The following is a 26464-nucleotide window of genomic DNA, read 5'->3' as shown; positions in this document are numbered from 1 at the left end:
ATAGAAACTCAAGATCATTGTATTTTTGAAGATCGATTAATATAACTCGGAAAGAAACTGCTCTCTGAAAGAGATAGAAACTTCTTTAAGTTCAGCTTTTGGTATAACAAAGAATTGTTTCCTCGGAAAGAAACTACTCTCTGAAAGAGATAGAAACTACTCATTCCAGTATTGGTAATAGCTGTTGTCTGCTTTCTCGGAAAGAAACTACTCTCTGAAAGAGATAGAAACTCTAACGCTACATATTCCTTCATTTCTTCCTCTGATGATGGTCTCGGAAAGAAACTACTCTCTGAAAGAGATAGAAACCTTAATGCTTCTTTCGGTTTAATTATCTTTGTTATCTCATACTCTGAAAGAAACTACTCTCTGAAAGAGATAGAAACTTTTCTGCTTCTTCATCTTTTAATAAATATTTTCTCTCTGAAAGAAACTACTCTCTGAAAGAGATAGAAACTTTTAAATCTAAGAAATCTTTTAATATAATATCTCTTTCTTTCTCGGAAAGAAACTACTCTCTGAAAGAGATAGAAACGATCTTCTTCCATGAGTTTCGTAACCTATATCTGCATATAGCTCGGAAAGAAACTACTCTCTGAAAGAGATAGAAACTCCTCCACAGTCGTTCCGAGTGCTTTGGCTATTTTTTTTAGTGCTCGGAAAGAAACTACTCTCTGAAAGAGATAGAAACTAAAACTTTTTTGTTGGGTTACCGAATTTATTTAAATCTGTCTCGGAAAGAAACTACTCTCTGAAAGAGATAGAAACAATTGACCTGTAATCGTTAATAATAACTTCATCCCACTGAGCTCGGAAAGAAACCACTCTCTGAAAGAGATAGAAAATGATACAAAACTAAAGACCCTTTTTATGTTTTTACACACAAGTATTAGAAGTTACTTTAGAATATTCTCATGAGAGGTGACATTATGGAAAAAATAATCTTTAGATGCGAGATAATAACTCCAATGTTTTGCTATGGGGCACATGATAAAAAAAGAGAAATGCCAGAATTAAGACCACCTTCAATAAAAGGAGTGATTCGTTTTTGGTGGAGGGCAATAAATGGACATATGTCAATTAATGACTTACGAAAAAAAGAAGCTGATATTTTTGGAGGAAGTATTGAAAATATAAAAAAGAGTAAAATTAGTATAACTATTTATCCAAAAGGAATAAAAAAATCTAAAGTAGATCCTGTTCCGCATAAAGGAAAATTTAAAAAATGCGCTTTAAATTATGGAACTAAATTTGATATTGTGTTTTCACTAAAAAAAAGAATACATATTGATAAAAAAATAATAGATTTAGAATATGTGAAAAAACTTTTTATACTTGTGAGTATTTTAGGTGGTGTAGGTAGAAGATCGAGAAGAGGGTTCGGTTCATTTGGAATTAATTACATTAATAACAAAAAAATAGATTATGATAACTTTATTAAAATTGAAAAAGTAGAAGAATTATTAAATGAAGTAAATATGGATTCAAAAAAACATTTTTCAATACAAGATAATAAAATAGTTTCAGATTTTACTTCAAAAAAATATCCTTATATAAAAGAAATAAGGATTGGAAACATTAGAGGATCTAATTTGGATAATCTTTTAAAAAAAATAAGTCTATCGTCTCATAATAATAATTCTGACTGGACTGGATTTACAAATGGACAAAAAAGATTAGCCTCTCCGATTTATGTATCTGTTGTAAAAATTATAGAACAAAATAACTTTTATTTTTTTCCTGTTGTAACAATACTAGAAACAATTTTTGAAAATAAATTTGATAATCATGGAAATAATAGAAGTGATAAATTTATAAGTGAGGTGCTAGAATGAATAATAACTATTTATTCCTTTTTACAATAGGTCCTGTTCAGTCTTTTATTGCAGAGGCAAGAAAAACAAAAGATTTATATGAAGGGAGTAAATTACTTTCTAATTTAATTGATATAGCTATTAATGAAGTGAAAAATCAAGACAAAAATGCAGAAGTGATTTTTCCATCAAAAAAAATAGAATCAAAACCAAACAGGTTTATAGCAATAATTGAAACTAATAATTCAAAGGATTTTGGGAATAAGATTGAAAATAAAGTAAAAGAAAGTTTTATGAATATTGCAAATAGAATTTTTTCTGAAAATTTTCCGGACAAGCCTAAGCCTATAAATTTTGATAAACAAATAAAGGATTTTTTAGAGATATATTGGGTAATGCAACCTTTTGAAAATAATTATGAAAGCATTTATAAAGAAATTGAAAAAACATTAGGTGCAATTAAAAATGTAAGAGTTTTCAATCAATTAGAAGAGACAGGAAGAAAATGTTCTTTGTGTGGAAAAAGAAATGCTTTATTTTATAAAAAAATGAAAAAAGAGAAAAAACCTTCTTATATACAAAACAATGCAATTGAGATTAAAAAAGATATAGAATTAAATTTTGGGGAAGGACTTTGTGCTGTTTGCTTTGTAAAAAGATTTTATGAAAATAAGAGTTTTCCCTCTACTGCTGCAATTTCTTCTATAGATTGGGTAAAAAAGGTATCGAGAGGTGACTTGGAAAATTATAAAAAGCTTTTTAAAAATTTTGATGAGCAATTATATTATGAAGAAAATTTAAGACAAAATTATCTAAAAAAATATGGATATTTTTTGAATGATGATGAACTTGAAAATGCAAAAAATAAATTAAAAGAAATTTATAAAAAAAATGGAAAGCCAAAAAAATATTATGCTCTGATTATGCTCGATGGAGATAATATGGGGAAATGGCTTTCAGGAGAATTTTTGGAAGACAACACAAATTTAAAAGAGTTTCATAATAAAATTTCAGAATCATTGGGAAAATATGCAGAAAATATAAATGAGATTGTCAAAGAACCAAAAGGTAAACGTATTTATGCTGGCGGCGATGATGTAATGACATTTTTAAACCTTGATTATCTTTTTGATATCTTAATAGATTTGCGAGAAAAGTTTCCTAAATTTGAAAAATTAGGGTTTACTATTAAAAAAGGTATGAAATCTTCTGCTTCAGCAGGTGTTGTTATTGCACATTACAAAACACCACTTTCCGAAGTTTTAAAATGGGTAAGAAAAATGGAGAAAGAAGCAAAAGAAAAAGGAAATAGAAATTCTTTAGCAATTGCAGTTTTAAAACATTCCGGAGAAATACATAAAACTGTTTATAAATGGAAAATAGAAAATGAATGGTCAGTTGAAATAATGAAAGAATTGGTTGAACAATTAAAAGATGAAAAAAAAGGATTTTCAAACACGTTTATAAAGGCATTGCAAGAAGAATTTAATAGAATGGAGAAAATTCCTGAAGATAAAATGTTAGAAATCGAATTACAACGTTTGTTAAATAGATCGTCGAAAATAAGGAATAATAAAAATGAAAAAGAAAAAAAAATAAGTGAATGGAAAGAAAAAATTAAAGAATTATACCTGGATTTAGTGGATAAAGATAACTTTTTCTCATTTTTAAATGTATCTGATTTTATAGCAAGGGAGGATTAATATGATAATCGAAATAGAGCCTCTGGATACTTTGTTTTTTAAAGATGGGAAGCCTTTTTCTATGGGTGAAGAGACCTGGGCAGAGGGGATTTTTCCACCATATCCTTCTACTATTTATGGGGCTTTAAGAAGTGCGTATTTTGCAAATAATATTAATGAATTAAACAAAGCAAAAGAAAAAGATGATCCTACAAAAGATTTAAAGATAAAAGGAATTTATTTAAAATTAGACGATGATATCTGTTTTCCCGTTCCATTAGATTGTGTGAAAGATAAAGATAAAGATAAAGATATAACTTATACTTTAAAATTAAAAACTAAGAACAATATTATTTCCAGTTATCCTAAATATTTGAATTTTTTATTAACAGCTAATGAAAAAGTTGAAAATGTTAGTCAAGTTTTTTTCAGTGATATTGATTTTGAAAAATACTTAAATGGATTTGATGAATTTTTTTATTCAGAACTTAAAAATTATTTATTCAATGAACCTAAAATAGGTATTACTCGCTCAAAAGACACTTTGTCAACTGAAGAAGGTAAGATATACAGAGTTGATATGTATAGAACTAAAAATTTAAAATTAGTAGTTGATTTTGAAAATTTGGAAATACCACAGTTTGGATTTTTAAAACTTGGTGGAGAAAGTAAATCTGCCAGGTATAAAAATATTAATAAAGAAATTAGTGTAGAGCCAGCAAAGTTTAATAAATATGATAAATGTTTTAAATTAGTTCTTACAACACCTGCAATTTTTAAGGAAAATGGGTGGATTCCTACTTGGATAGATAAGGATACTCTAGAAGGAGTAATTGGAGGTTTAAAAGTAAAGCTTATATCAGCATCAATAGGAAAACCTATTGTAATTGGTGGTTTTGATATAAAAGAAAAAAAACCTAAACCTTCTTATAAAGCAGTACCTACTGGAAGTGTATATTATTTTAAATTATTGGAAGGAAACGTTAATGATATAGTAAATATCTTTCATGAAAATAGTATATCGGAGATTTATTCTGAACAAGGTTTTGGTATATGTTATGTTGGTAAATTTAATATGGAGGTGGAAGAATGAAAAAAGTTATTACTACAGTTGGAACATCTTTATTTTCTAATTATTTTGATACTACTAAAAATAGTGATATTGATAGCTCTTTAAAGAATCATTATAAAATGTTAGAAGATAAAACTTATTCTGAATATGAAAATAATAAAGAGAGATCTGATAGAATAAAATCTAAAATTCAACAATGGGTAAATAATAATCCATATGCATCAGCAGAAATTTCCAGTATTCACAAAACAAAAGAAGAATTTAAAGATGAAGATATTGAAGTGTATCTTTTAGCTACAGACACAATACTTTCTTTTTTATCAGCAGAAATTATTAAAGAATATTTTGAAAATAATCATATTAAAGGAATTGAAGTTTATTTTAATCCAAAGTATGATGTAATTTTAGATTTACAGGTTAAAGAATTTAATAAATTTGAGAATGGAAAAAATAATCTAATTAATAAAATATCAAATTTAATGGAAATGTTTTTTAAAGATGAAAAAAAATTTGAAAAAAAAATGAAATTATTAAGAAAAAATGTTCTTTTTAATATTACAGGAGGATATAAAGGAATAATACCTATAATGACAATTCTTGCACAATTATATGAATGTAAAATTATATATAAATTTGAAGAATCAGATGATTTGGTATCAATTCCGAGAATACCAATAAATTTTGATCCTATTCTAACTGAATCTTTATTTATAGATCTTTGGTTTAAAAGGGAGGATAATAATCATAATTTTAAAAACGAAGACAAATTGAAAGAATACGGTTTTATTGATAAAGATAATAAGATTACTGCATTGGGAAAGCTTTTTTATAAAATTTCAGAGTTTAAACAAGCTATAAGTGAAAATGTATTTGGATATTATGTAGAGTATAAAGTTTTAGAATACTTATACAATGAAAATAAAAGCTTTGAACATAGTTGCAAAAAATTTGGTAGGGAGTTTGATTTTGTTTTTAAGGATGAAAACGAGATTTTTTTTGAAATATGGGAAGTAAAGTCGGTTTTTAGAATTATTAAAGATTTGGATGGGGTAATAAATCAAATAAAAGAACAACTTAAGATTCTACCATCAATAGTCAAATATAAGTTAGTACTTTATGGTCTTGATGAAAGGATTAGGGATAAAATTAAAGCTAACGTATTAGAAATTAAAAAGGAGATATTTGAAAAAAAATATCCAAAAATACAATTTGATCCTACTTTTTTACTCATAAAAGGTCTAGGTAAAATAAAAGAACAAAATAAAAAAGATAATCCATATAAAGTATTATTTAAAAATTCTTTGAAAAAAGAAGACTTTAAAGAAATTTAAAAAATAAATTTTAATTTTTTTGAATAAAAGAAATATATTGAATTTAAATAAAATAAATTAAGGAGATGAAACTATGTTTAAAATGGCTAAGCCGTTTTTTATAAGGGTAATGACACCACTTCATGCTGGAAGTGGTCAAGATTTAGGAATAGTAGATTTACCAATACAAAGAGAGAGACACACAGGTTTTCCAAAGATTGAAGGATCAGGTATTAAAGGAAGTATAAGAGAAGTATTTGGGAATTTAAAAAAAGACTTTAAAGTTGGGACTCAAACAATAAATAATAAAAATTTAAAACAAGCAATTTATCTTGCATTTGGCCCTGAAGAAGGGAATTTGCACGCTGGAGCATTGGGTTTTACAGATGCAAGAATATTACTGTTTCCAGTGAAATCAATGAAGGGGATATTTGCATATATTACATGTCCTAAAATACTGGAAAGATTTAAAGAAGAAATGATTATAGCAAAAAATACAAATACAATAAAAAATATATTTGATAAAAATCTACCATCCAAACTAACAATTTCAAATCTTGGAGAATTAGCTATAAGTGGAAATATTGTTCTTGAAGAATATACTTTTAAAGTAAAAGAAGAAAATACAACAAAAGAATTTGCAATATGGTTAAGTAATTTACTTGATATAGATGAAATCAAAAACAAACTTGTTGTTTTACCAGATGATGATTTTAAAGATTTTGTTAATTTATCAACAGAGGTTATTACAAGAACAAAGATTGATCCTAAAACAGGTACAGTTCAAAAAGGGGCGTTATTTACAGAAGAATATCTTCCTTCTGAAACAATTATGTATTCGCTTGTTTTAACAACTCCATTTTTTAATGAAAAAAAAGAAGTTTTTAATTCAATAGACAAAAAAGAAGAGGAACTCGTTATGGAATTTTTTGAAAATGGAATACCGGAAGTAATCCAAATAGGTGGAAACGCAACAATAGGAAAAGGTATCGTTGAAATAAAAAAGTGGAGGGAGTAAAATGACTAATTCAACAACAATAAAAGGGATTGAACAAGGAAGAGCTGAGTTTGCTTATAAATGCGCAGAACAAATAATTAATTTCAATGATATTTCTAAAAATTCAAAGGAATTTTTATTTCTTTTTTTTGAAGAGCAACTTAGAAAAATGTTAAAAGATAACGAAGAAAATAAAAAAATATTAGAAGAATTTTTTAAAAGTCCAGAATTAATGTATGAAACTTCTAAGGAAGATAATTATTTTAAAAAAAATATAGTAAATTTATATGAAAAAGTTCAAAAAGAATATAAATCATATGTAAAAAAAATACCTATGCTTATAAAAACAAATGGTTTTGGTGCTACAGTTGCATTTATGTTTTCCAAAGGAGGAATATATGAATTTATAGGAGAGCAAATTTTGAAATGGTTAAAAGAAGATAAAAAAAGAATTATACCAGATATTAATAACATTGAAAATTTTGAACAACTAACAAAAAAAGTTATGGAATTAAACTCTTCAGAATATAGAGCCTTGACAATTGAAGTTTTAGCATTTTTAAATTGGTTAAGAAGATTTGCTGAAGGTTTAATTGAAGGTGAAGATGATGAATAAAAAAGGGATATTTTTAGTTAAAAAATCTAAAAAAGGTTTTGAATGTAAAGTTGAAATGAGTGGTAAAAGATTCTTAATACCCTTATTTTATGAACTTAAAGATGATTCTTTAAATAAAAAAGAATGCTTAGTTGTTATAAAAAATGGGGAGATAAAGGAAATAATAGTTGATGGTAAAAAATTCTCAAAAAAAAATGAATATTATTACATGGAAAAAAGTCATAGAAAGACCAATAATAGCTTTAAAGATAATAATAAAAATACAAGAACGAACAAATTTATTGATAATATAAAGTTACCTTATGATACTAAAAATGTATTAAAAAATAATATAAATTTAATAGATAATTTTAATCTTAAATTAAATAAACTTGTTAATTTTGAAAATGGTAAATTTTTATATAAAAGTAAAAACAATAATATTCATCAATTTAATAAAAATCTGATCTACAAAGTTTCTGAAAATTATTATAAAAAAATAAAAAGGCAAAATTTAAAGCTATCAAAAGAAATGCAAGTATCAATTCAATGGAAGATGATTGTAGGTCTTAGTAATCCGTCAGTTTATGAAACATCGATGATTTTACATCATATTTATGGTTTTCCGTATCTTCCAGGCCAAGCGATAAAGGGAGTTGTAAGAAATTATATAATAGAAGAAAATTTTGATTTTGATGAAAGCAAAGCATTAAAAGATAAAGATTTTTGTGATATATTTGGAACTGATAATAAAAGTTTTTATAAAGAAAGCAGAAAAGGTAATATAATTTTCTTTGATGGATATCCTATTACTTCTCCTAAAATCAATATAGATGTTATGAATGTTCATTATTCGGATTATTATAATGGAAATTTGGCTCCTACAGATTATCAAAATCCTATTCCAATTTATTTTTTAATTGTAAAAGATACTTCATTTAATATTTTAATTGGTTCAAAAGAAAAGGAAATTGATGAATATAAAATAAAAAATACACCAATAACTGAATGGATTAAAATTGCATTACAAGAAAATGGTATAGGAGCAAAAACTTCAATAGGATATGGACGATTTGAACTGCAGGATTAAACCTGCAGTTTTTTAATTCAAAAAAATAAATTTTATATTTATTTTTCTTGCAAAAAAGAATGATTTATGTTAAAATAATACAGGAAATACTTTGTTGTTTAATAATTTTGAAAAATTAACACAATTAACATATCTAAGATAAATTTATTAGGTTAATTTTTTAATAAATTCAAGATAGTAAGAAAGGTGGTGAGGTTAGTGTGAAAAATAATAATATTAATGAAGAAAAAATACTTTCTTTATCAGGTTTACTTCATGATATTGGAAAATTTATGCAGCGTGCAGAAATTGAAAATGAAGACAATTTTGATAAAAATGGTTTTGAAGAAGATAAAAACTTATTTGCAGTTTTTAAAAATGGATATTATGGATATTTACATACGGCATATACAGCCTACTTTATTGATAAATACATAAAAGATGTAAATTTAAAAAGAAAAATTTTAGAAATATCCGCATCGCATCATAAAGTAGATAATATTATCTCAAAAGCTGATAAATACTCGGCTTCAATGGATAGAATAGTTGATGATGAGAGTTTAGATGCCGAGTCTTTAGAAAAATTAGAAAAAATTTATGGAAATGAAAATACATATAAAAAAATCAGGCAGCAATCAATTTTTGATAAGGTCGATCTTTATAAAAAATATGATAAAGGGAATTTTAATGAAGAATTAAAAGGGAAAAATAAGATCGAATTAGAAAAAATTGATTATGAAAATTTGGAAGAAATATTTCCAAAGTTTATTGAATCTGAAGAATTAATCCCTAAAGAAGGTAATTTATTAACAGATAAATATAATTATCTATGGAATGAATTTTTAAAAGAATATAAAGAAATAACTAAAATTGAAAATTTTGATACTTTTTATAATCAACTTTCCTACTTATTACAAAAGTATACTTCCAATATACCTAGCTCTACAATTAATTATCCTGATATCTCCCTTTATGATCATCTTAGGACTACTGCCGCAATTGCTTCTTGCTTGACTAATAAAAACGATAAATTTATATTACTAGAAGGAGATATTTCGGGTATTCAAAAATTTATATTTAAAATAACCGATTCTGAAGATAAAAGTAAAGTTGCAAAAAGATTAAGAGGAAGAAGTTTCTATATTTGGTTACTTACTGAGGTAATAGCGAAATATATTATAAGTTATTTTGATTTAACAATATCAAATATTCTATATTCTGGTGGCGGTAAATTTCAAATACTCTTACCAAAGAAACTAAATAGAAATGATAAAGAAATAGATATTTCAAAGGAATTGAAAGTTTTGGAATATTCTATAAACAAATGGCTATCAGAAAAATTCGATGGATTAATCTCTATTGTTTTTGGTATTTTAGTTGAAGATTTTAATATATTAGATAAAAGAACAGAACGAAGTTATTCGGATTTGTTATATAGAATGAATAATAAACTTCAAGAAAAAAAGCTCCAAAAATATGCAAATGAAATAATTTCTGAAGAAGATTTTTTTGTTAACCAAAAAGAAAAAAAAGAGCCAATAAAAAAATGTAGGATTTGTGGAATTAAATTAAAAGATAACGAAGAATATATTTGTAAAGAATGTCAAATCCATGAGAAATTAGGAACTCATTTAGCTAAGGATAATAAAATAATAATTTTTTCAAAATCAGATATAAAAATTGATAATAAAGAAATTAAAAATTTGGTAAAAGTTGATTTCGATAAATTTGGAAAAGTATATATAACCAGGAATGAAGATCTTGAAAAAAATATTATTAAAGTAATGAGTGATGAAAACTTACTAGATATTTTAAAAGTAAATAATACTAAAAATGAAATAATAAAAGGATTTAAATTTATTGGAGATACTGTTCCTAAAGCAAAAGAAAAGATTTCTAAAGAAAATCTTGAAGATTTAGAATTTGAAATTGAAAAAGAATCACCTTTAACCTTTGAAGCTATATCAAAATTATCTATAGGAGATAAAAAACTTGGGATATTAAAGATGGATGTTGATAATCTTGGAATGATATTTGCTATGGGTTTTGAAAAAAACAAAAATAACTCTGAAAAATCTATTTCAAGGATAGCTTCTTTAAGTAGAAATTTTGATTTATTTTTTGGAGGATATTTAAATAAAATATGTGATAAAGTTTTTGAGAATTGGAAAAAAGAAGTAAAAAAGTTAGAAGATCAGAAATTGACAAATATCGTTTCGAAAATAACCAATATTTTTTACATTACATATTCAGGTGGAGATGATTTGTTTATAGTTGGACCATGGGATTATACAATTGAATTAGCTCTTGAAATAAGAAATGAATTAAAAAGATTTACCGGATATAATCCAAATATTGAAATTTCTGGGGGTATTGCTATAGTAAAAAATAAGTATCCAATATCGAATGCTGCTGAAATTGCAGAAGAATATCTTGAAAAGTCTAAAAATCTTTCAACACAAAAAGGAATGATAAATGTCTTTAATACTTCTTTGAGTTGGGAGGAAAAAGAAATAAATGGAGTAAAATATAAAAAATTTGAGGATGTATTAAATAAAGCTAAAAAATATACAGAATTAGTAAGAAATGATTCTATAAATAGAGGATTAATTTATTATATTTATATGTTGAATAAAGAATATTGTGATGAAAGAAAAAATGTTAATCCGTTATATATACCAAAATTATTTTATAAAGTATATAGAACAACTGAAAAATCTTTAGCAGATAAGATAATTGAAGATTTAGTTACAAATGAATATTTTAAAGAATTTAAATTCATAGGTAGTTATATATTAGAAAAAACTAGAGGAGGGGTGTAATATGTCGGGAAGAAATAACTCTAATAATTTTGATATTATATCAGAACTTGAAAAAATTGGAGGTAAAGAAAAAAGGAATTTGTCTAAATTTTTAGAACCACAAAAATATGCAACAAAAGAAGGTATTGCTTACAAATATGCCGAATTTTTAAAAAAGAAAAACATGAAAACTGTTCAAATTAGAAATATATTTGCAACATTGAAAGAATTCGAACAAGCAAATAGAGGAAGGACTGAAGAGGATTTTGATAATTCAAAAAAATATGTTTTATTAACTCAGACTGCTTATGCAGTGGGGAGAAAAGTTGTACCTAAAAATTTTTATGATTTTATTGAATATTGTGTTGAAAGAATAAATACTCCAGATGATTTGAATGTTTTTGTAAAGTTTTTTGAAACTGTAATAGCATATTTTAAATATTTAGAAAATTAAGGGTTAGGAGGGATAAAAATGGCTAATACAACTTTTAAATTTATAGGAAAGCATATAATAAAAGGAAAGATAAAATTATTAACAGGATTACATATAGGTGGAACAAATGAAGGTTTTCAAATTGGTGGAATTGATAATGTAGTTATAAAAAATCCGTTGACTGATGAACCTATAATACCAGGGTCAACATTGAAAGGAAAAATGAGGAGTTTATTGGAATGGAAATATGCAAATATTAAAATAAAAAATAATGGTAATAATATATCTAGTAAAGTAACAGGAGATGAAAGTGCATTATTTATATTAAAATTATTTGGTCAGACAAAAGACTGGAAAGTAGACGATATGTTAGGTCCTGTAAGGTTCTTATTTAGAGATGCAACATTAACGGATGAAAGTAAAAAAGAATTAGAAAAATATTTAGGTAAAAATATTTATACTGAAGTAAAAGCGGAAAATTCTATTGATAGATTAACTTCTGCTGCTAATCCGAGATTTATGGAAAGAGTTATTGCTGGCAGTGAATTTGAATTTGAAATAGTTATGGATAATTATACAGAAGAAGACTATAAGAATCTTAAATATTTGTTTGAAGGTTTATTAATGTTGGAAGATAGTTATCTTGGTGGTGGGGGAAGTAGAGGAAATGGAAAAATAGAAATAAATATAGAAAAAGTTTCTAAAAGAAATGCGGATTATTATAGTACCGGTAAAGGAACAGCAATAAAACTAAATTTACCCCCAAAGGAGATTTTAAAAAGATTTGATGAATTAGTTGAAAAATTCAAATTATAGGGTGTGATATAGTGAATTACTATTTAATAAAATTGAAACCAGAGGGTTTTTTTTCAAAAATACCATCGTCTTATACACTTTTTGGAGCATTTTGTTGGGGAATTAAAGATTTATATGGAATAGATATAAAGAATTATATAAAAAATTTTTCTAAAAATCCAGATTTTTTTATTTCAGATGTTTTTTTATATGATGAAAGAAATGAAGAATATTTATTACCAAAGCCTCTTTCAATGAACATTGATGTAAAAAAACATATGGAAAAATTTGAGGATAAATCGATTAAGAAAATTTTTGAAGAAGAATTTCAAAATTTATATGATAAAGATTTATACGAAAAATCGTTTAAGCTTTTTTTAGTTAATAAATTTAAGAAGTTCAAAAAAATAAAATATATTAATAGTAAAGATTTTTTTGATTTTATAAATGGAGAAAAAACAAAAATTGATATATTTAAAGAATACATAAAAAAAGAAAAAGAAAAAAATTTTGATAGAAATAAACCAAAATTGGTAAATTTTTCAATACAAAGAAACAATATTGATAGACTAACAATGAGTGTTAATGAAGAATCAGGTGGAACTTTTTATGAAAATGTTATTTCTTTAAAGGGTTATGATTTATATTTTATTTTAAAGACTGAAAAGATAGAATGGTTATTACCAATTTTAAAATTTTCTTTTGAAAGAGGTATAGGAAAGAAAAAAAGTATAGGAAGAGGTCAATTTAATTTAGAAATAATAGAAGATAATAATGCAATGGAATTTTTGAAAAATATCGAAGGCAATGTAAAAAAAGATTCTGAATACAAAATAACATTAAGTAAATATATTCCATTAAAAAATGAATTTGATGTTGGAAATTCTTATTATCAAATAGAAGGCTTTAGAGGAATTACAGAAGATAGAGAATATTTTAGCGGAAAAAATATTTTTAAAGCAAAGGTTAACTATATAAAAGAAGGTAGTGTTTTAAAAGTAAAAGAACAAAAGGAATTTTATGGTGATATCCCTATTGTGAAATACATTGATGATAAAGAAATTTATCATTATGGATATGGATTTTTTTTAAACTTTAAGAAGGTGAAAAAATGAATTATAATGCAAAATTAGAAATATTATCACCTCTTCACATTGGTGATGGGAATGAGATATTTCCTATAGAATATTTTAGATATAAAGGATTTACTTATTTTATTAATGATAAAATATTGATTAACTCATTATCTAATATTGAACAAAAAGAATTTTTAGATTGGATAAAAAGTGATTCACTTAAAAATCTAAATAGTTTTTTAGATAATAAAAATATAAGTGACAAAACAATTGAACAATTGATTAAAAAATCTATTAGAATAACAAACGAAAATGTAGATAATAATGTTAAAACTATTATGAAAATTAAAGAAAAACCATATATACCTGGCAGTGAAATAAAAGGAGCTATTAGAACAGCTATAATTTTATATATTTTAAAATATAATGAAATGTTATATAATAAACTAAAATCTGAAATATTAGAATTGCAAAGGAAATTTGAGTTTCTTGTAGAGAAAACAAAAAATAAAAAGGGTAATTTAATTTTGAACAAAAAAGATATAGAAATAATAAAAAAAATATCTTTTTATTTATTTAAAAAAATAAAATATGATCATAGAAAAAAAACAAATATAATAAAAGTGACTACGATAAAAAATTTTCTTTCAAGAGAAATTCAAAAAGTGTCTAGGTTTATGGAAAAAGAGATATTAATTTTAGATACACAACGAGATGCAAAATATGATATTTTAAAAAATCTAATTATTTCAGACACCTCCCCAGGTAAAAGTGAAATTAAATATGGGAAAATCAATACATTAAATATGAGTAGAAATGGAAGTGAATGGATAGAATATATGGATAATGGAATTTTTGAATTTAGTATAAATTTGAATAATGAATCTCACGAAAAATTAGTGGATATTACTAATGATAATCAAAAAAAAGAAATATTAAGTTTAGATTTTATAAAAACTGCATTATATGAATATAGTAAAAGTATTTTGAATACAGAAAAAGAATATTTTATTAAAAATAAGAGTGAGATTATATCCAAAATACAAAATTATGAAAGACTAAATACTATAGAAAGTCCTTTAATAAGAGTAGGAAAATATAAAGGATATTTATCAAATACAATTTCAATAATTATAAAAGAAAAAGATCCAGAATTATATGATAGTTTTTTGGTGCATTGCACAAAAAATACAAGTTATACAAAAAAAGAGGTTAATGAATATTTCCCAAAAACCAGAAGAGTATTGAATAATGATATTATGGGATGGTGTAAATTAGAAATTAATTAAGAAGGTGATACTATTTTCTATAGTGTTGTTGTAGAATTAAAAGCTTTGGAAACAGGAGTTATTCCAACTTATCCTGGAAAGAAAATTCATGGGATGTTTTTTAATGTGTTAAAAAAAGCGAGTGAAGAAGTCTCGAAAAAGCTACATCAAAATTTTAATAATAAAGCTTTTACTGTTTCATCTTTTTTAGGGAAAAAAGTAGACGAACCAGTCTCTATTATGAAAAACAAAAGATATTATATAAGATTGACGTTTTTGAATGAAAAGATTTTTAATTTATTTACAGTTACAATGTTTAAAAATAAAATATTTAAAAAGGAAATCTATATAGAAAACATTAAGTTTTCTATATTAAGAGTAATTTTTGATGAAGAACAAAGTAAATGGGCAGGAGTTTTATCAATTGATGAATTATTAAGTAAAAAAGATTATTCAAACAAAATTAAACTTAAGTTTTATACCCCAACATTATTTAGAGTGGGAGACAAGCACTTAAGATATCCTGATGCAAAAAAAATATACACAGGATTATTAAATAAATTTAATAAATATAGTGAATATAAATTTAATGAAAGTATAAAAGAAGAATTTTCAAACATAAAAATTATAAATAAGCGCATAAGAAAAAAGAGAGTTTTTATAAATAACTTCTACTTAGAAGGGTTTGTTGGTGATGTGGAATTTGAAATTTCTCAGGGAAATAATGAATTATTAAAAATAGTTAATATTTTATCAGAATTCTCATTTTATGCAGGAATTGGATACAAAACCACAATGGGAATGGGTCAGGTAAGGAGGGAGCATAAAGAATGTATAGCAATATAGTATTAACAGGTGGTAAATCAGCAATTGTTGGTAGAAATGTTTGTGCAAATTATATAAAAGAAAATAACATAGAAAATATTAATAATATTGAGATAGAAAAAATAAATGGATGGGTAAATAAAGTAAAAGAAGCATTAAAGAATCATAATAAGGAATATACAAATATTAGTGTTGAATATTCTTTAATAAAAAGATTGAAGGATAATAATGAATTAAGCAATAATCCGAGAATATCTTTAATTCATACAAACACTAAAGAAGGAATTGCTGCAGCTAAAATTAATAAAATAGCTTTTGAAAGAGATTTTAATGCTGAAGTAACACTAAAAGGTGTTAACTTTGATATTGATGATAAATTTAATTTAAACAAACAATTAGGGGAATTTATGGATATTCTTGTAACTGAATTGCAAAAAGGTACAGTATATGATACATTCTTTTCACCAACTCCAGGTTATAAAGTAATGTCGTATTTGGGATATGTGGCTGGATCATTTTATGGATATAAAATGGGATATTTGTATGAAGAGAAACCAGTATTACAAGAAATTCCACCAATGCCAATAAAATTTAACGTAGAGGAAATCATTGAATTTTTACCACTTATAAAAAAGATTGAGAATACAGAAATTAAATTAAACGATTTAACTTATTCAGAGAAAAACTTCATTGAAGAAAATACATATCTTTTTGATATTATTGATGATTTCGTTAAATTAAATGCATTTGGCGTGTTTTTATTAAAAGGAATATTAAAAATTGAAGTATATATTAGTGATTCTGTTAAAAATATGTTAAATAAAAAACCTGACAAAACAAAATTTATAAAAGGTCAAATTCTTGAGATGATAAGAAAAATTCAAAAATTTAAATCAGATAACAATTCATACAAGGGCGAATTGATGCATAACAAATCATGGAAAATTGATAAACCTTATTTATATAAAGCATCAAGGGATCCATTTAGAACTATTTGGGATATTAAAGATAATAAAATATATTTATATTACATTTGGTTAGACCATAATAAATATGAAAGAGAATATACAAATAAGAATGAAAGTATACTAAATAATACAAAATTCTCATTATTCGAATTATAGGAGGTAAAAATGGAAAAAATGCTAATAGTTTCTTTTTTAGGAAAAGGTAGATATTATGAAACATTTTATTATTCTATAGAAAATTCTGGAAAAATGGTGAAAAAAAGATTAAGTCCTTTAGCAAATGCAATCTTGGAAAAAGAAAATGGAAATGATGTTGAAATATTTTTTTTTGTAACAGATGAAGTGAAAAATGAATTTTTATATGATGAAAATATATTGAATGAATTAAATGAAATTGAAAATTATGGAATAAAAGTTTCTTATAGGGATATACCAAAAGGAAAAAATTATGAAGAATTAGAAATAATTATGGAAGAAATAGAAAAATTATTATTAGATTTTAAAGGAAATAAGGTTATATTTGATTTAACACATGGTTTAAGACATATGGCTATTTTCACATCCAGTACAGTTTTTTATTTTAAAAATTTAATGGAAAAAGCTAATAAACTAGAAATGAAAATAGTTTATGGTGCATATGAAATAGGTGAGGAGATAGAAAAAAATTTAAAAAAAGTTCCTATTTTGGACATTACTCAAACGCTTGAACTTTCAAATTTAACTATTGCTTTAGAAGAATTTGAAAGATATGGAATAACTGAAAGAATGATAATAGTTTTAAAAAACATTCAGAAAATAGTTGCTAAAAATAAGTTATGTAACTTAAATGAATTGAAATTTTCATCATTATCAAGAGAATTAAAATTTTTTGAAGAATTATTAAAAATACCTTCCCCACCAGAAAAGTTAGCTAATAGTATATATAAAATAAATGATATATTAGAAAGTAGTATTAGAGAGTTTAAAATATATTCTAAAAATTCAGAAAATCTTTTTTTTATAAGACCAATTCTGAAATTCTTAGTAGATTTTCAAAAGATTGTTTTAGAGAAATTACCTCTAGACAAAAAAATAAACAAATATTCTAATATAGCAACTTTGGAAAAAGTTGAATTTATGAAAAATATAATAAAACTATTAATTAACTGGAAAATGTATTCTGAAGCTGTAATTCATTTAAGAGAACTTCTTATTGATATAAAGTTAATTGAGAATGGAAAATATTTCTATTATAACAATAAAGATTTCAGGGAAAAATATTGGATGTATTCATACAATATAGTTGATACAAAAGATAAAGAATTACCAAAAAAAATTGAAGAATTATTGAAAAATGTTAAAGGTTGGAGGAATAGTGTAGCCCATGGAGGAAGAGCAAATACTTCCATAAATCAAAAAACTCTTGAAGAAAATTTAGAAAATGCTTTATCAATGATAGATGAAATACTTTTAAGTATGAATGATTTAAAAGTAAATTCTAAAAAAATATATTTATTAAACTCTACAATAATGCCAATACCAAAAGATAACCAAGAAGGGAAATTTTATATATTGAAATTAACAAAAAATGAATTTAAAGCAATATTGGAAGATGCAATAAAAGATGATGTTTTAGATTCTGCAATTGGGCATGAGTCTGTAATAGAATTCATAAAAGATAAATTTGAATTGACTGTACCTTTGAAAAGAAAAGAAATATATTTTGAAAAAGGTGAAAGTGCATTAGTTATAAAATTAGAAAAAAGGCCTGAAGAAGGTAAAATATATACTAAAGAAGAAATGGATTTTATGGAAGAAAATAATTTGATTGGTTATTATTATATATATAGAGAAGGATGAACATATATATAAATTTAATTTTAGAAATAAAATACAAATAAAAAAATTTTATATAAAAATGAAGAAATTAGAACCCTTTTATAAGCCAATTTTGTGTAAAAGCCTAAATAACAGGAGGGAGAAAATGAGTGCTGTAACTGCACAAATAGATATTTTAAAGGACTACAAAATAAAATATAAAATTTATAAATAAGTAGTGCGAACATTCAAATAATCCCTATATATTCTGAACGCACAGAATGTATAGGGATTTATTGCAATTAAAATATAAACTATAAAATTATAAAAAAGATATGAAATAAAGAGGTGAGTAGAGAGTGGAACGAAAAAGAAATAAAACATCTATTATGAGAATTAATTGGTGATACTATGAATTATAAAAAATTAGCGTTAGAAGCAGAAGAAAATTTTGAATTTGAAAAAGCTTTGGAATATTTTGAAAAAGCAGAAGATGAACTATGTGTAAAAGATAGTTCGTTAGTAAAATATGGTGAATTACTTTTTGAATTTCAAAATTATAAAAAAGCAAAAGAAATATTTGAGAAGATAGTTAATACAAAACCAGAAAAAGAATATTTATTAAAATTAGCACAAATATACGAAGAAATAAATGAAATACAAAAAGCGTTAGAAATATATAAAAATTTAGATATAAAAGAAAAAATACAAGAACTTCAAGATAAAACAAATTTGTTTTCTCCATCTTCAAATTTAATAAGAAAATTTATAGAATTATTTTCGGGAAGAGAAGATGTATTTTCAATTCAATTTGAAAATGGATACAGGCCAATAAGGCGACCATTAAATTATAAAGATGTAAAAGAACATTTAAAAGGTGAAAAAACAATTGGAATATACCAATTAAAAAAAGATAATTCAATAAAATTTGCAGCATATGATATAGATATTAAAAAATCTTATCTACATGGCGATAACAGATACATTTATGAAGAAAATAGTAAAAAAGTAGCAAAAAAACTTATTGCCGAACTTGAACAGGAAAATATATACAGTTATATAGAATATACAGGAAATAGAGGATATCACATTTGGATATTCTTTGATATACCAATACTTAGTTATAAAATAAAAATAATAATGGAAAAAATATTAGAAAGAATAGATTTAGAAGAAGGGATAGATGTAGAAATATTTCCAAAGCAAACAGAGTTAAATGGAGGACTGGGAAATTTAATAAAAATTCCTCTTGGAATTCATAGAAAAACAGGGAAAAAATGCTTATTTGTAGATGAGAATTTTGAAATTATATCAAATCAAACAAAATTTTTGTTTTCAATAAAAGAGAATACTAAAGAGCAAATTGAAAGATTATTCAAAGATTTTACCGACGAAAATTATGAAGTATATGAAGAAACACTTACATATAAACGTTCAAATAATAAAATAAAAAAATCAAATAAAATAAAAAAAGAAATTAGAAAACAAATAATAAAACAAACATCAAGCGAATTTGATACAATCATTAATGGTTGTAGTATTTTAAAACAAATAATAAATAAAATAGAAAAAGAAGCATATATATCAGAAGAGGAAGAGAATATACTAATTAAATCAACTATAAATTTAAAAAATGGAAAAAGGGAAATTTTAAATATTCTTAAAAAAACTATAAATTTTAATCTAAAAAGATTTGAAATGATTGAAAAACAAAGCAAAGAAGTTCCAATAACCTGTGAAGAAATAAGAAAAATAATATTAAACAAAAATTTATCGCTAGATTTAAAAAATTGCACGTGCAAATTCCCAGGTAATTACAACACACCTTATGCAATAATAACAGATGTAGAAGAAATATTTATTGATAAAATAGATATAAACGATATTGCAAAAAAAATAGTAGAGAAAAATTCTGAAAAATTTGAAATAGAAAAAGAAATAAAAAATCTAAAAAAAATGATTGCTAAAAAAATGGGTGAAAAAAAAGAATTACGAGTTGAAATAGGAACAATAAAACGAAATGGTGATGATATTGAAATTATATTATAGGTGATAAAATGGTAATTTATATAACGGAACAGGGCGCAGTACTTTCAAAAAAACAGGGGCGATTAATAATATCAAAAAACAAAAATATTATATCAGAAATACCATTAAATAAAATAGAAAAAGTAAATTTAATGGGAAATATTTCTTTGACAACACCTATAATAAACTATTTTTTAGATAAAAAAATAGAAGTAATTTTTATGACACAAACTGGAAAATATCGAGGAAAATTATATACAGATGAATATAGAAATGTATTGTTAAGATTAGAACAATACAAACGTTCTCAAGATGAAGAATTTAAATTAAAAATATCAAAATCTATTGTAATTGGTAAATTAAAAAATTCATATGATTTTTTATTAAGTAGAAGTAAATACCTTCCAAAAGGTAGATTGAGTAAAGAATTAGCTGCAATAAGAAAAACAATTGAGAAAGTAGAAAAAGGAAAAAACATTGATGAAGTGAGAGGTTTTGAAGGAATTGGAACAAAATATTATTTTCAGGGATATAAAAAGTTAATAAAAAATAAAGATTTTAAATTTGAAAAAAGGACACTTCATCCTCCTCGAGACCCAATTAGCGCAATGTTATCATTTGGTTATTATTTTCTATATAACGAAGTAATGGCAGCGATAAATATAGTGGGATTGGATCCATATTTCGGAAATCTTCATACAATAGATATTTCAAAAAAATCATTATTATTTGATTTAGTTGAAGAATTTAGAAATATAATAATAGACAGTTTTATTTTAAATTTAGTAAATAGAAATGAAATAACAATAAAAGATTTCAAGAAAAAGGAAAAAGAAATAATTCATTTTACAGATAATGGATTAAAAAAATTTATCTCAAAATATGAAACTGTGCTTTCACAAAAAATGAAATATCATTTAGACGATGAAGTAAATTATATAAGAACAATATTTCAAAAGCAAGCAAGGCATTATGCAAGAGTAGTTCTTGGAGATGAAAAAGAATATATACCTTTTTACAGGGTGGGGATATAATGTTTTATGTTGTTAGTTATGATATTACAAATGATAAAAGGAGAAGAAAAGTAGTAAAATATCTTGAAAGTTATGGAATAAGAGTTCAATATAGTGTTTTTGAAACAGAATTAAATCAAGACCAATTAAAATCGTTAATAAAAGGATTAAAAAAGCAGATAAACAAAAAGGAAGATACTATAAGAATATACCCTATTTCAAAAGAAAGCAGAAAATATATAGTTACTATTGGCATTGATAAAGGCAAATTTTACGATAAAGACTTTTTGATAATATAAAAAATGGGGGGATAAAAATGTATCTAAATCTTTATGAAATTAAAACACCATACAGAGTAAAAAGACTATATTATTTTAACAAAGATAATGATCCAAAAGAATTTGCCAGGAATTTGAGTAGAGTAAACAATATTAGATTTAATGATTCAAACGATTTAGTATGGTTGGAGATTCCTGATATAGATTTTAAAATTACTCCACAACAAGCAGAAAAATATAGGATAGAAAAAAACGAAATAATAGAAGAAAAAAAAGATCCAAATCTTTTTATAAAGACAATATACAAATACTTAAAAAAGAAATTTATAGACAACAATTTTTATTATAAAAGAGGAAATAATTATATTTCAATAAATGACAAATTTCCGTTAGATAGCAATACTAATGTAAATGCACATTTGACCTATAAAATTAAACTCCATAAAATTGATGAAAAATATTATATATCAATACTTCCAAAATTCACATTTCTTTCTGATAAAACAGCGTTAGAGTCTCCAATTAGAAGTGCCTACCTATTTAATATAAAATCTGGAAAAAGTTTCCCTTACATATCAGGATTAAATGGAATATTAAAAATAGATCTTGGGGACAATGGCGTAAGAGAAGTTTCTTTCCCGGAAAATTACTATTTTAATTTCACATCAAAAGAAGCAGAAAAGTTTGGTTTTTCGAAAGAAATACATAATATATATAAAGAAAAATTACTTTCAGGATATAAAAAAATTAAACAGAAATTATATTTTTTAGAAGACATCATAAATATCAATAATTACAACTTAACCATGGACAAAAAAATATATGTAAATATCGAGTATGAGTTTAAAAAAGGTAAATCAAGAAATATAAAAGATGTTTTTAAATACTCATTTTATAAAAACGATCAGAAAATCAAAATAGCATTCTTTTTTAGTTCTAAAAAACAAATATATGAAATCCAACATTCTTTAAAAATATTATTTCAAAATAAAAATTCAATCTTTTATCAAACAATATATGAAATGGGTTTTTCAAAAGTAATATTTTTAAGAGAACCAAAAACAAAAAGTTCTGCTTTTATGTATGATCCTGAAACATTTGAAATAAGCAACAAAGATTTTTTTGAAAATTTAGAAGGAAATATAATGGCTATAGTAATACTTGATAAATTTTTAGGAAATATTGATTCTCTTATACAAAAGTTTCCTGAAAATTTAATTTTACAACCTATTTTAAAAGAAAAATTAGAAAAAATACAGCCTTATATAATAAAAAGCTATGTATACAAAATGGGAAACTTTATACAGGAATGTCAGCCATATATTATAAGAAACTTAAAAGATGAAAATAAAACACTTTATATTGGTATAGATTTAAGTCATGATAATTATTTAAAAAAAAGCAATTTAGCAATATCAGCAGTTAATAATTTTGGGGATATTATATATTTAAATAAATATAAAAATTTAGAATTAAATGAAAAAATGAATCTTGATATAGTTGAAAAAGAATATATCCAAATATTGAATGAATACCATGAAAGAAATAAAAATTATCCTGAAAATATTATTGTATTGAGAGATGGGAGATATTTGGAAGATATAGAAATAATAAAAAATATTTTAAATATTGAAAACATAAAATATTCATTGATAGAAGTTAATAAAAGTGTAAATATCAATTCATATGAAGAATTAAAAGAGTGGATAATAAAACTTTCCGATAATAATTTTATTTATTACCCAAAAACATATTTCAATCAAAAAGGCGTGGAAATAAAAATAATAGAAAACAATACAGATTATAATAATGAAAAAATAATAGAACAAGTATATTCATTAACAAGAGTAGTCCATCCGACGCCATATGTTAATTATAGATTGCCCTATCCACTTCAGGTAGTAAATAAAGTAGCCCTAACAGATTTAGAATGGAAATTGTATATTCCATTCAAGAACAAATTTAGAAAGTAAAAAATAATCTTGAAGTAACGTTTGATGAAGCAATAAAATTACTTTTAAATTAATAAAAAATATTAATTTAAAAGATATATTTTTATCAAAAGAAAAAATAGAAATACATGAGAAAAAAATAATGGTTCTTCTACAATAAAAATTGAATTGAAAATCAAAACAGGAAATATAAATTTAGAAGAAAAAAAACTTACATTGAATATACTATAAAATTAAGAGAGAAAAATAAGATAATATATAAGCAAGAAACAGAATATATTATTGCGCTTAATATAAAAAATAAAAAAATTTATACATTTTTTATAGAAAAACAATTAAATAAAATTGTTTGGCCATTTTTAAGAGTTGATTTTCATAATAACTTAGGACGAGTTGGAACTAGACCGGTGACTTTACCATTATTAAAATAAAGTAATTATATTATTTATGGTTCTAAATTGTAAAAATATATGAAACTCTTTATTTGAAAGTTTTTTAACGAACAAGAAGACTTGTTAACAAAAAAGCAAGATTTAAGAAAAAATAATTTAATAATATTACAACTTCTAAAAATATCTTAAATAAAGATTTTGATATTAAAAATCGCGCGGAAAATATTAACGAAAGATTATAACGTTTAAAACAGGCTTGACAAGAGAAAAAGAGAAGAGTATAATTATATTGAAAAACATTCCGGACCTATGTTAAAAATTGCAAAATCGCGCAAAACCGCATGAATAAAGGGAAGTTAAAAAACAGGTCCGGAGGTTGATTATAAGCGGTTTTTAGAAGATTTTTTACAAAAAACAAAGAAAAAATTGAAAATAAAAAACAGGTCCGGAAAAACGCCTTCTAAAAACGGCTAATAATAACTATTTTAGAGACCAAGTCTCTGAAAGAAACTACTCTCTGAAAGAGATAGAAACAATCCCATTTCTACTGCTGCTTCTAACAAGAAATCTGTTGTCTCTGAAAGAAACTACTCTCTGAAAGAGATAGAAACTCCCTTTAAATCTGACATTTCTATTCACTCCCGAAAGTATCTCTGAAAGAAACTACTCTCTGAAAGAGATAGAAACCGTTTTGCCTAAATATTCTCCTGCTTTTAGTCTTCTAAATACTCTGAAAGAAACTACTCTCTGAAAGAGATAGAAACTGAGTTTATTGCTACTATTTTGTTAGTATTCTTGTAACAATCCTCTGAAAGAAACTACTCTCTGAAAGAGATAGAAACTCATACATTAAAATCGCCTCCTATTTGTTTTCATCTCTTTCTCTGAAAGAAACTACTCTCTGAAAGAGATAGAAACTACAATATTGAATATATTGTATGGTCAGTAATTACTAAGCCCTCTGAAAGAAACTACTCTCTGAAAGAGATAGAAACAGATAAAATTGCTACTGAAAAGCATTTCATCATAATTTTTCTCTGAAAGAAACTACTCTCTGAAAGAGATAGAAACTCATCATGTGTAAGATCACTATTAATAACAGACTCTAATATCTCTGAAAGAAACTACTCTCTGAAAGAGATAGAAACCTTCATTTGATTCTATTTTGTTTTTCTTCATATAATATGCACTCTGAAAGAAACTACTCTCTGAAAGAGATAGAAACATTTCTGCCCTAATAGAGGCCAGAGTGAGAGAATCTTGGTTCTCTGAAAGAAACTACTCTCTGAAAGAGATAGAAACTCATTTGAATTATGTTAATCTCTTTTAAATCATTATAAATCTCTGAAAGAAACTACTCTCTGAAAGAGATAGAAACTCCCCTTGAATTATCAGGGGATTCATTTATTTCAAATTCTACTCTGAAAGAAACTACTCTCTGAAAGAGATAGAAACAAACTTCATTTTATCTCCTCCTTTATTTTTATATTTCAAACTCTGAAAGAAACTACTCTCTGAAAGAGATAGAAACCTATTGCATCTTGGCAGATGTTCATTAAAACTGGATACTCACTCTGAAAGAAACTACTCTCTGAAAGAGATAGAAACGCATGTCCAATTAAATTCGGAACTTCTCCGTTTTTGCATAACTCTGAAAGAAACTACTCTCTGAAAGAGATAGAAACTTTCGATCAAAGTGTTGGAAAAAATAATTTTTCCATCAAGCTCTGAAAGAAACTACTCTCTGAAAGAGATAGAAATACAAATGATTTTCGATTAAATTCTGTAAATATTTGGAAGGAATATGTTATAATATGAATGAAAAATAAAAATGAAAGTGGAGATGATGAAAATGAAAAAATTACCAATAGGAGTACAGGATTATAAAAAACTAATAATAGAAAATTATATATATATAGATAAAACAAAGTATATATTAGAATTAGCAAATTCTGGAGTACCAACCTTTCTCTCAAGACCAAGGAGATTTGGAAAAAGTTTAACAGTATCAACATTATATTATCTATTCAAAGGAGAAAAAGAATTATTTAAAGATACATATATATATGACAAATGGGAATTTAAAGAATATCCTGTAATAAAACTCGATATGTCAGATAATACATTAACAACATATGATGAATTTATAGATTCACTTAATGAAAGAATTGAAGAATTATATAGAGAATATGATATTTCACCAATAAAAAATAATTTACCAACAAAATTTGGACATTTAATAACAGAATTAAGTAAAAAATACAAAGAAAAAACAGTAATACTCATAGACGAATATGAA

General features: G+C 24.4%; 20 protein-coding genes and 2 CRISPR repeat arrays (1 of these 22 cut by a window edge). All 20 genes read left to right on the top strand.

What is annotated here, in order from left to right; genetic code table 11:
• Nucleotides 1–845: a CRISPR direct-repeat array (repeat unit 36 nt; unit sequence CTCGGAAAGAAACTGCTCTCTGAAAGAGATAGAAAC); it reaches 491 nt to the left of the window's first position.
• 84 nt (nt 846–929) lie between these two features.
• Nucleotides 930–1835: a type III-B CRISPR module RAMP protein Cmr1 gene (gene cmr1 / locus XO12_RS07940; RefSeq protein WP_175420078.1), complete on the top strand. Its 906-nt coding sequence runs from the start codon at nt 930–932 to the stop codon at nt 1833–1835.
• Complete coding sequence (gene cas10 / locus XO12_RS07935) at nt 1832–3517, top strand: type III-B CRISPR-associated protein Cas10/Cmr2 (RefSeq protein ID WP_175420077.1); 1686 nt, start codon at nt 1832–1834, stop codon at nt 3515–3517. Before cmr1 ends, cas10 (XO12_RS07935) begins: the two co-directional genes overlap by 4 nt.
• A gap of 1 nt (nt 3518) precedes the next feature.
• The gene (gene cmr3 / locus XO12_RS07930) at nt 3519–4589 is read left to right on the top strand and encodes a type III-B CRISPR module-associated protein Cmr3 (protein WP_175420076.1); all 1071 of its coding nucleotides are present in this window, start codon (nt 3519–3521) and stop codon (nt 4587–4589) included.
• Nucleotides 4586–5899: a hypothetical protein gene (locus XO12_RS07925; protein WP_175420075.1), complete on the top strand. Its 1314-nt coding sequence runs from the start codon at nt 4586–4588 to the stop codon at nt 5897–5899. The genes cmr3 and XO12_RS07925 overlap by 4 nt, the downstream gene beginning before the upstream one ends.
• 73 nt (nt 5900–5972) lie before the next feature.
• Nucleotides 5973–6896, top strand: coding sequence for a type III-B CRISPR module RAMP protein Cmr4 (gene cmr4 / locus XO12_RS07920; RefSeq protein WP_175420074.1), 924 nt, complete (start codon nt 5973–5975; stop codon nt 6894–6896).
• A 1-nt stretch (nt 6897) separates the two neighbouring features.
• On the top strand, nt 6898–7491 hold the full coding sequence (gene cmr5, locus XO12_RS07915; RefSeq protein WP_052913206.1) for a type III-B CRISPR module-associated protein Cmr5: 594 nt from the start codon (nt 6898–6900) through the stop codon (nt 7489–7491).
• Nucleotides 7484–8560 (top strand): type III-B CRISPR module RAMP protein Cmr6, encoded by a 1077-nt coding sequence (cmr6, locus tag XO12_RS07910; RefSeq protein WP_052913207.1) that lies wholly within the window; start codon nt 7484–7486, stop codon nt 8558–8560. The genes cmr5 and cmr6 overlap by 8 nt, the downstream gene beginning before the upstream one ends.
• 200 nt (nt 8561–8760) lie before the next feature.
• Nucleotides 8761–11361, top strand: a complete 2601-nt coding sequence (gene cas10, locus XO12_RS07905) for a type III-A CRISPR-associated protein Cas10/Csm1 (protein ID WP_175420073.1) — start codon at nt 8761–8763, stop codon at nt 11359–11361.
• 1 nt (nt 11362) lies between these two features.
• A complete protein-coding gene (csm2, locus tag XO12_RS07900; RefSeq protein ID WP_175420072.1) occupies nt 11363–11794 on the top strand; it encodes a type III-A CRISPR-associated protein Csm2 in 432 nt (143 codons plus the stop codon).
• Nucleotides 11795–11812: 18 nt separating this feature from the next.
• On the top strand, nt 11813–12589 hold the full coding sequence (gene csm3, locus XO12_RS07895; RefSeq protein WP_175420071.1) for a type III-A CRISPR-associated RAMP protein Csm3: 777 nt from the start codon (nt 11813–11815) through the stop codon (nt 12587–12589).
• A gap of 11 nt (nt 12590–12600) precedes the next feature.
• Nucleotides 12601–13683, top strand: coding sequence for a hypothetical protein (locus XO12_RS11645; protein WP_175420070.1), 1083 nt, complete (start codon nt 12601–12603; stop codon nt 13681–13683).
• Nucleotides 13680–14933, top strand: a complete 1254-nt coding sequence (gene csm5, locus XO12_RS07885) for a type III-A CRISPR-associated RAMP protein Csm5 (protein WP_175420069.1) — start codon at nt 13680–13682, stop codon at nt 14931–14933. Before XO12_RS11645 ends, csm5 begins: the two co-directional genes overlap by 4 nt.
• Nucleotides 14934–14945: 12 nt before the next feature.
• Nucleotides 14946–15758 (top strand): CRISPR-associated endoribonuclease Cas6, encoded by an 813-nt coding sequence (gene cas6, locus XO12_RS07880; protein ID WP_368493436.1) that lies wholly within the window; start codon nt 14946–14948, stop codon nt 15756–15758.
• Nucleotides 15743–16861 (top strand): hypothetical protein, encoded by a 1119-nt coding sequence (locus tag XO12_RS07875; RefSeq protein WP_175420067.1) that lies wholly within the window; start codon nt 15743–15745, stop codon nt 16859–16861. The genes cas6 and XO12_RS07875 overlap by 16 nt, the downstream gene beginning before the upstream one ends.
• A 9-nt stretch (nt 16862–16870) precedes the next feature.
• Nucleotides 16871–18544, top strand: coding sequence for a TM1812 family CRISPR-associated protein (locus XO12_RS07870; protein ID WP_175420066.1), 1674 nt, complete (start codon nt 16871–16873; stop codon nt 18542–18544).
• Between the two features lie 369 nt (nt 18545–18913).
• Nucleotides 18914–20551: a CRISPR-associated primase-polymerase type A1 gene (locus XO12_RS07865; RefSeq protein WP_175420065.1), complete on the top strand. Its 1638-nt coding sequence runs from the start codon at nt 18914–18916 to the stop codon at nt 20549–20551.
• 8 nt (nt 20552–20559) lie between these two features.
• Nucleotides 20560–21564 (top strand): CRISPR-associated endonuclease Cas1, encoded by a 1005-nt coding sequence (cas1, locus tag XO12_RS07860; RefSeq protein ID WP_175420064.1) that lies wholly within the window; start codon nt 20560–20562, stop codon nt 21562–21564.
• The gene (cas2, locus tag XO12_RS07855; RefSeq protein ID WP_047265939.1) at nt 21564–21842 is read left to right on the top strand and encodes a CRISPR-associated endonuclease Cas2; all 279 of its coding nucleotides are present in this window, start codon (nt 21564–21566) and stop codon (nt 21840–21842) included. Before cas1 ends, cas2 begins: the two co-directional genes overlap by 1 nt.
• A 17-nt stretch (nt 21843–21859) precedes the next feature.
• On the top strand, nt 21860–23794 hold the full coding sequence (locus XO12_RS07850; protein WP_175420063.1) for a hypothetical protein: 1935 nt from the start codon (nt 21860–21862) through the stop codon (nt 23792–23794).
• A gap of 869 nt (nt 23795–24663) precedes the next feature.
• Nucleotides 24664–25926: a CRISPR direct-repeat array (repeat unit 36 nt; unit sequence CTCTGAAAGAAACTACTCTCTGAAAGAGATAGAAAC).
• Nucleotides 25927–26017: 91 nt separating this feature from the next.
• Nucleotides 26018–26464, top strand: a 447-nt coding sequence (locus XO12_RS07845) for an AAA family ATPase (RefSeq protein ID WP_175420062.1), incomplete at its 3' end; no start/stop codon positions are given.

This window comes from Marinitoga sp. 1154, assembly GCF_013363285.1.
Lineage (GTDB): Bacteria > Thermotogota > Thermotogae > Petrotogales > Petrotogaceae > Marinitoga.
The sequence above is the reverse complement of the archived record's forward strand: the minus strand, read 5'-3'. Positions and strand labels throughout refer to the sequence as shown.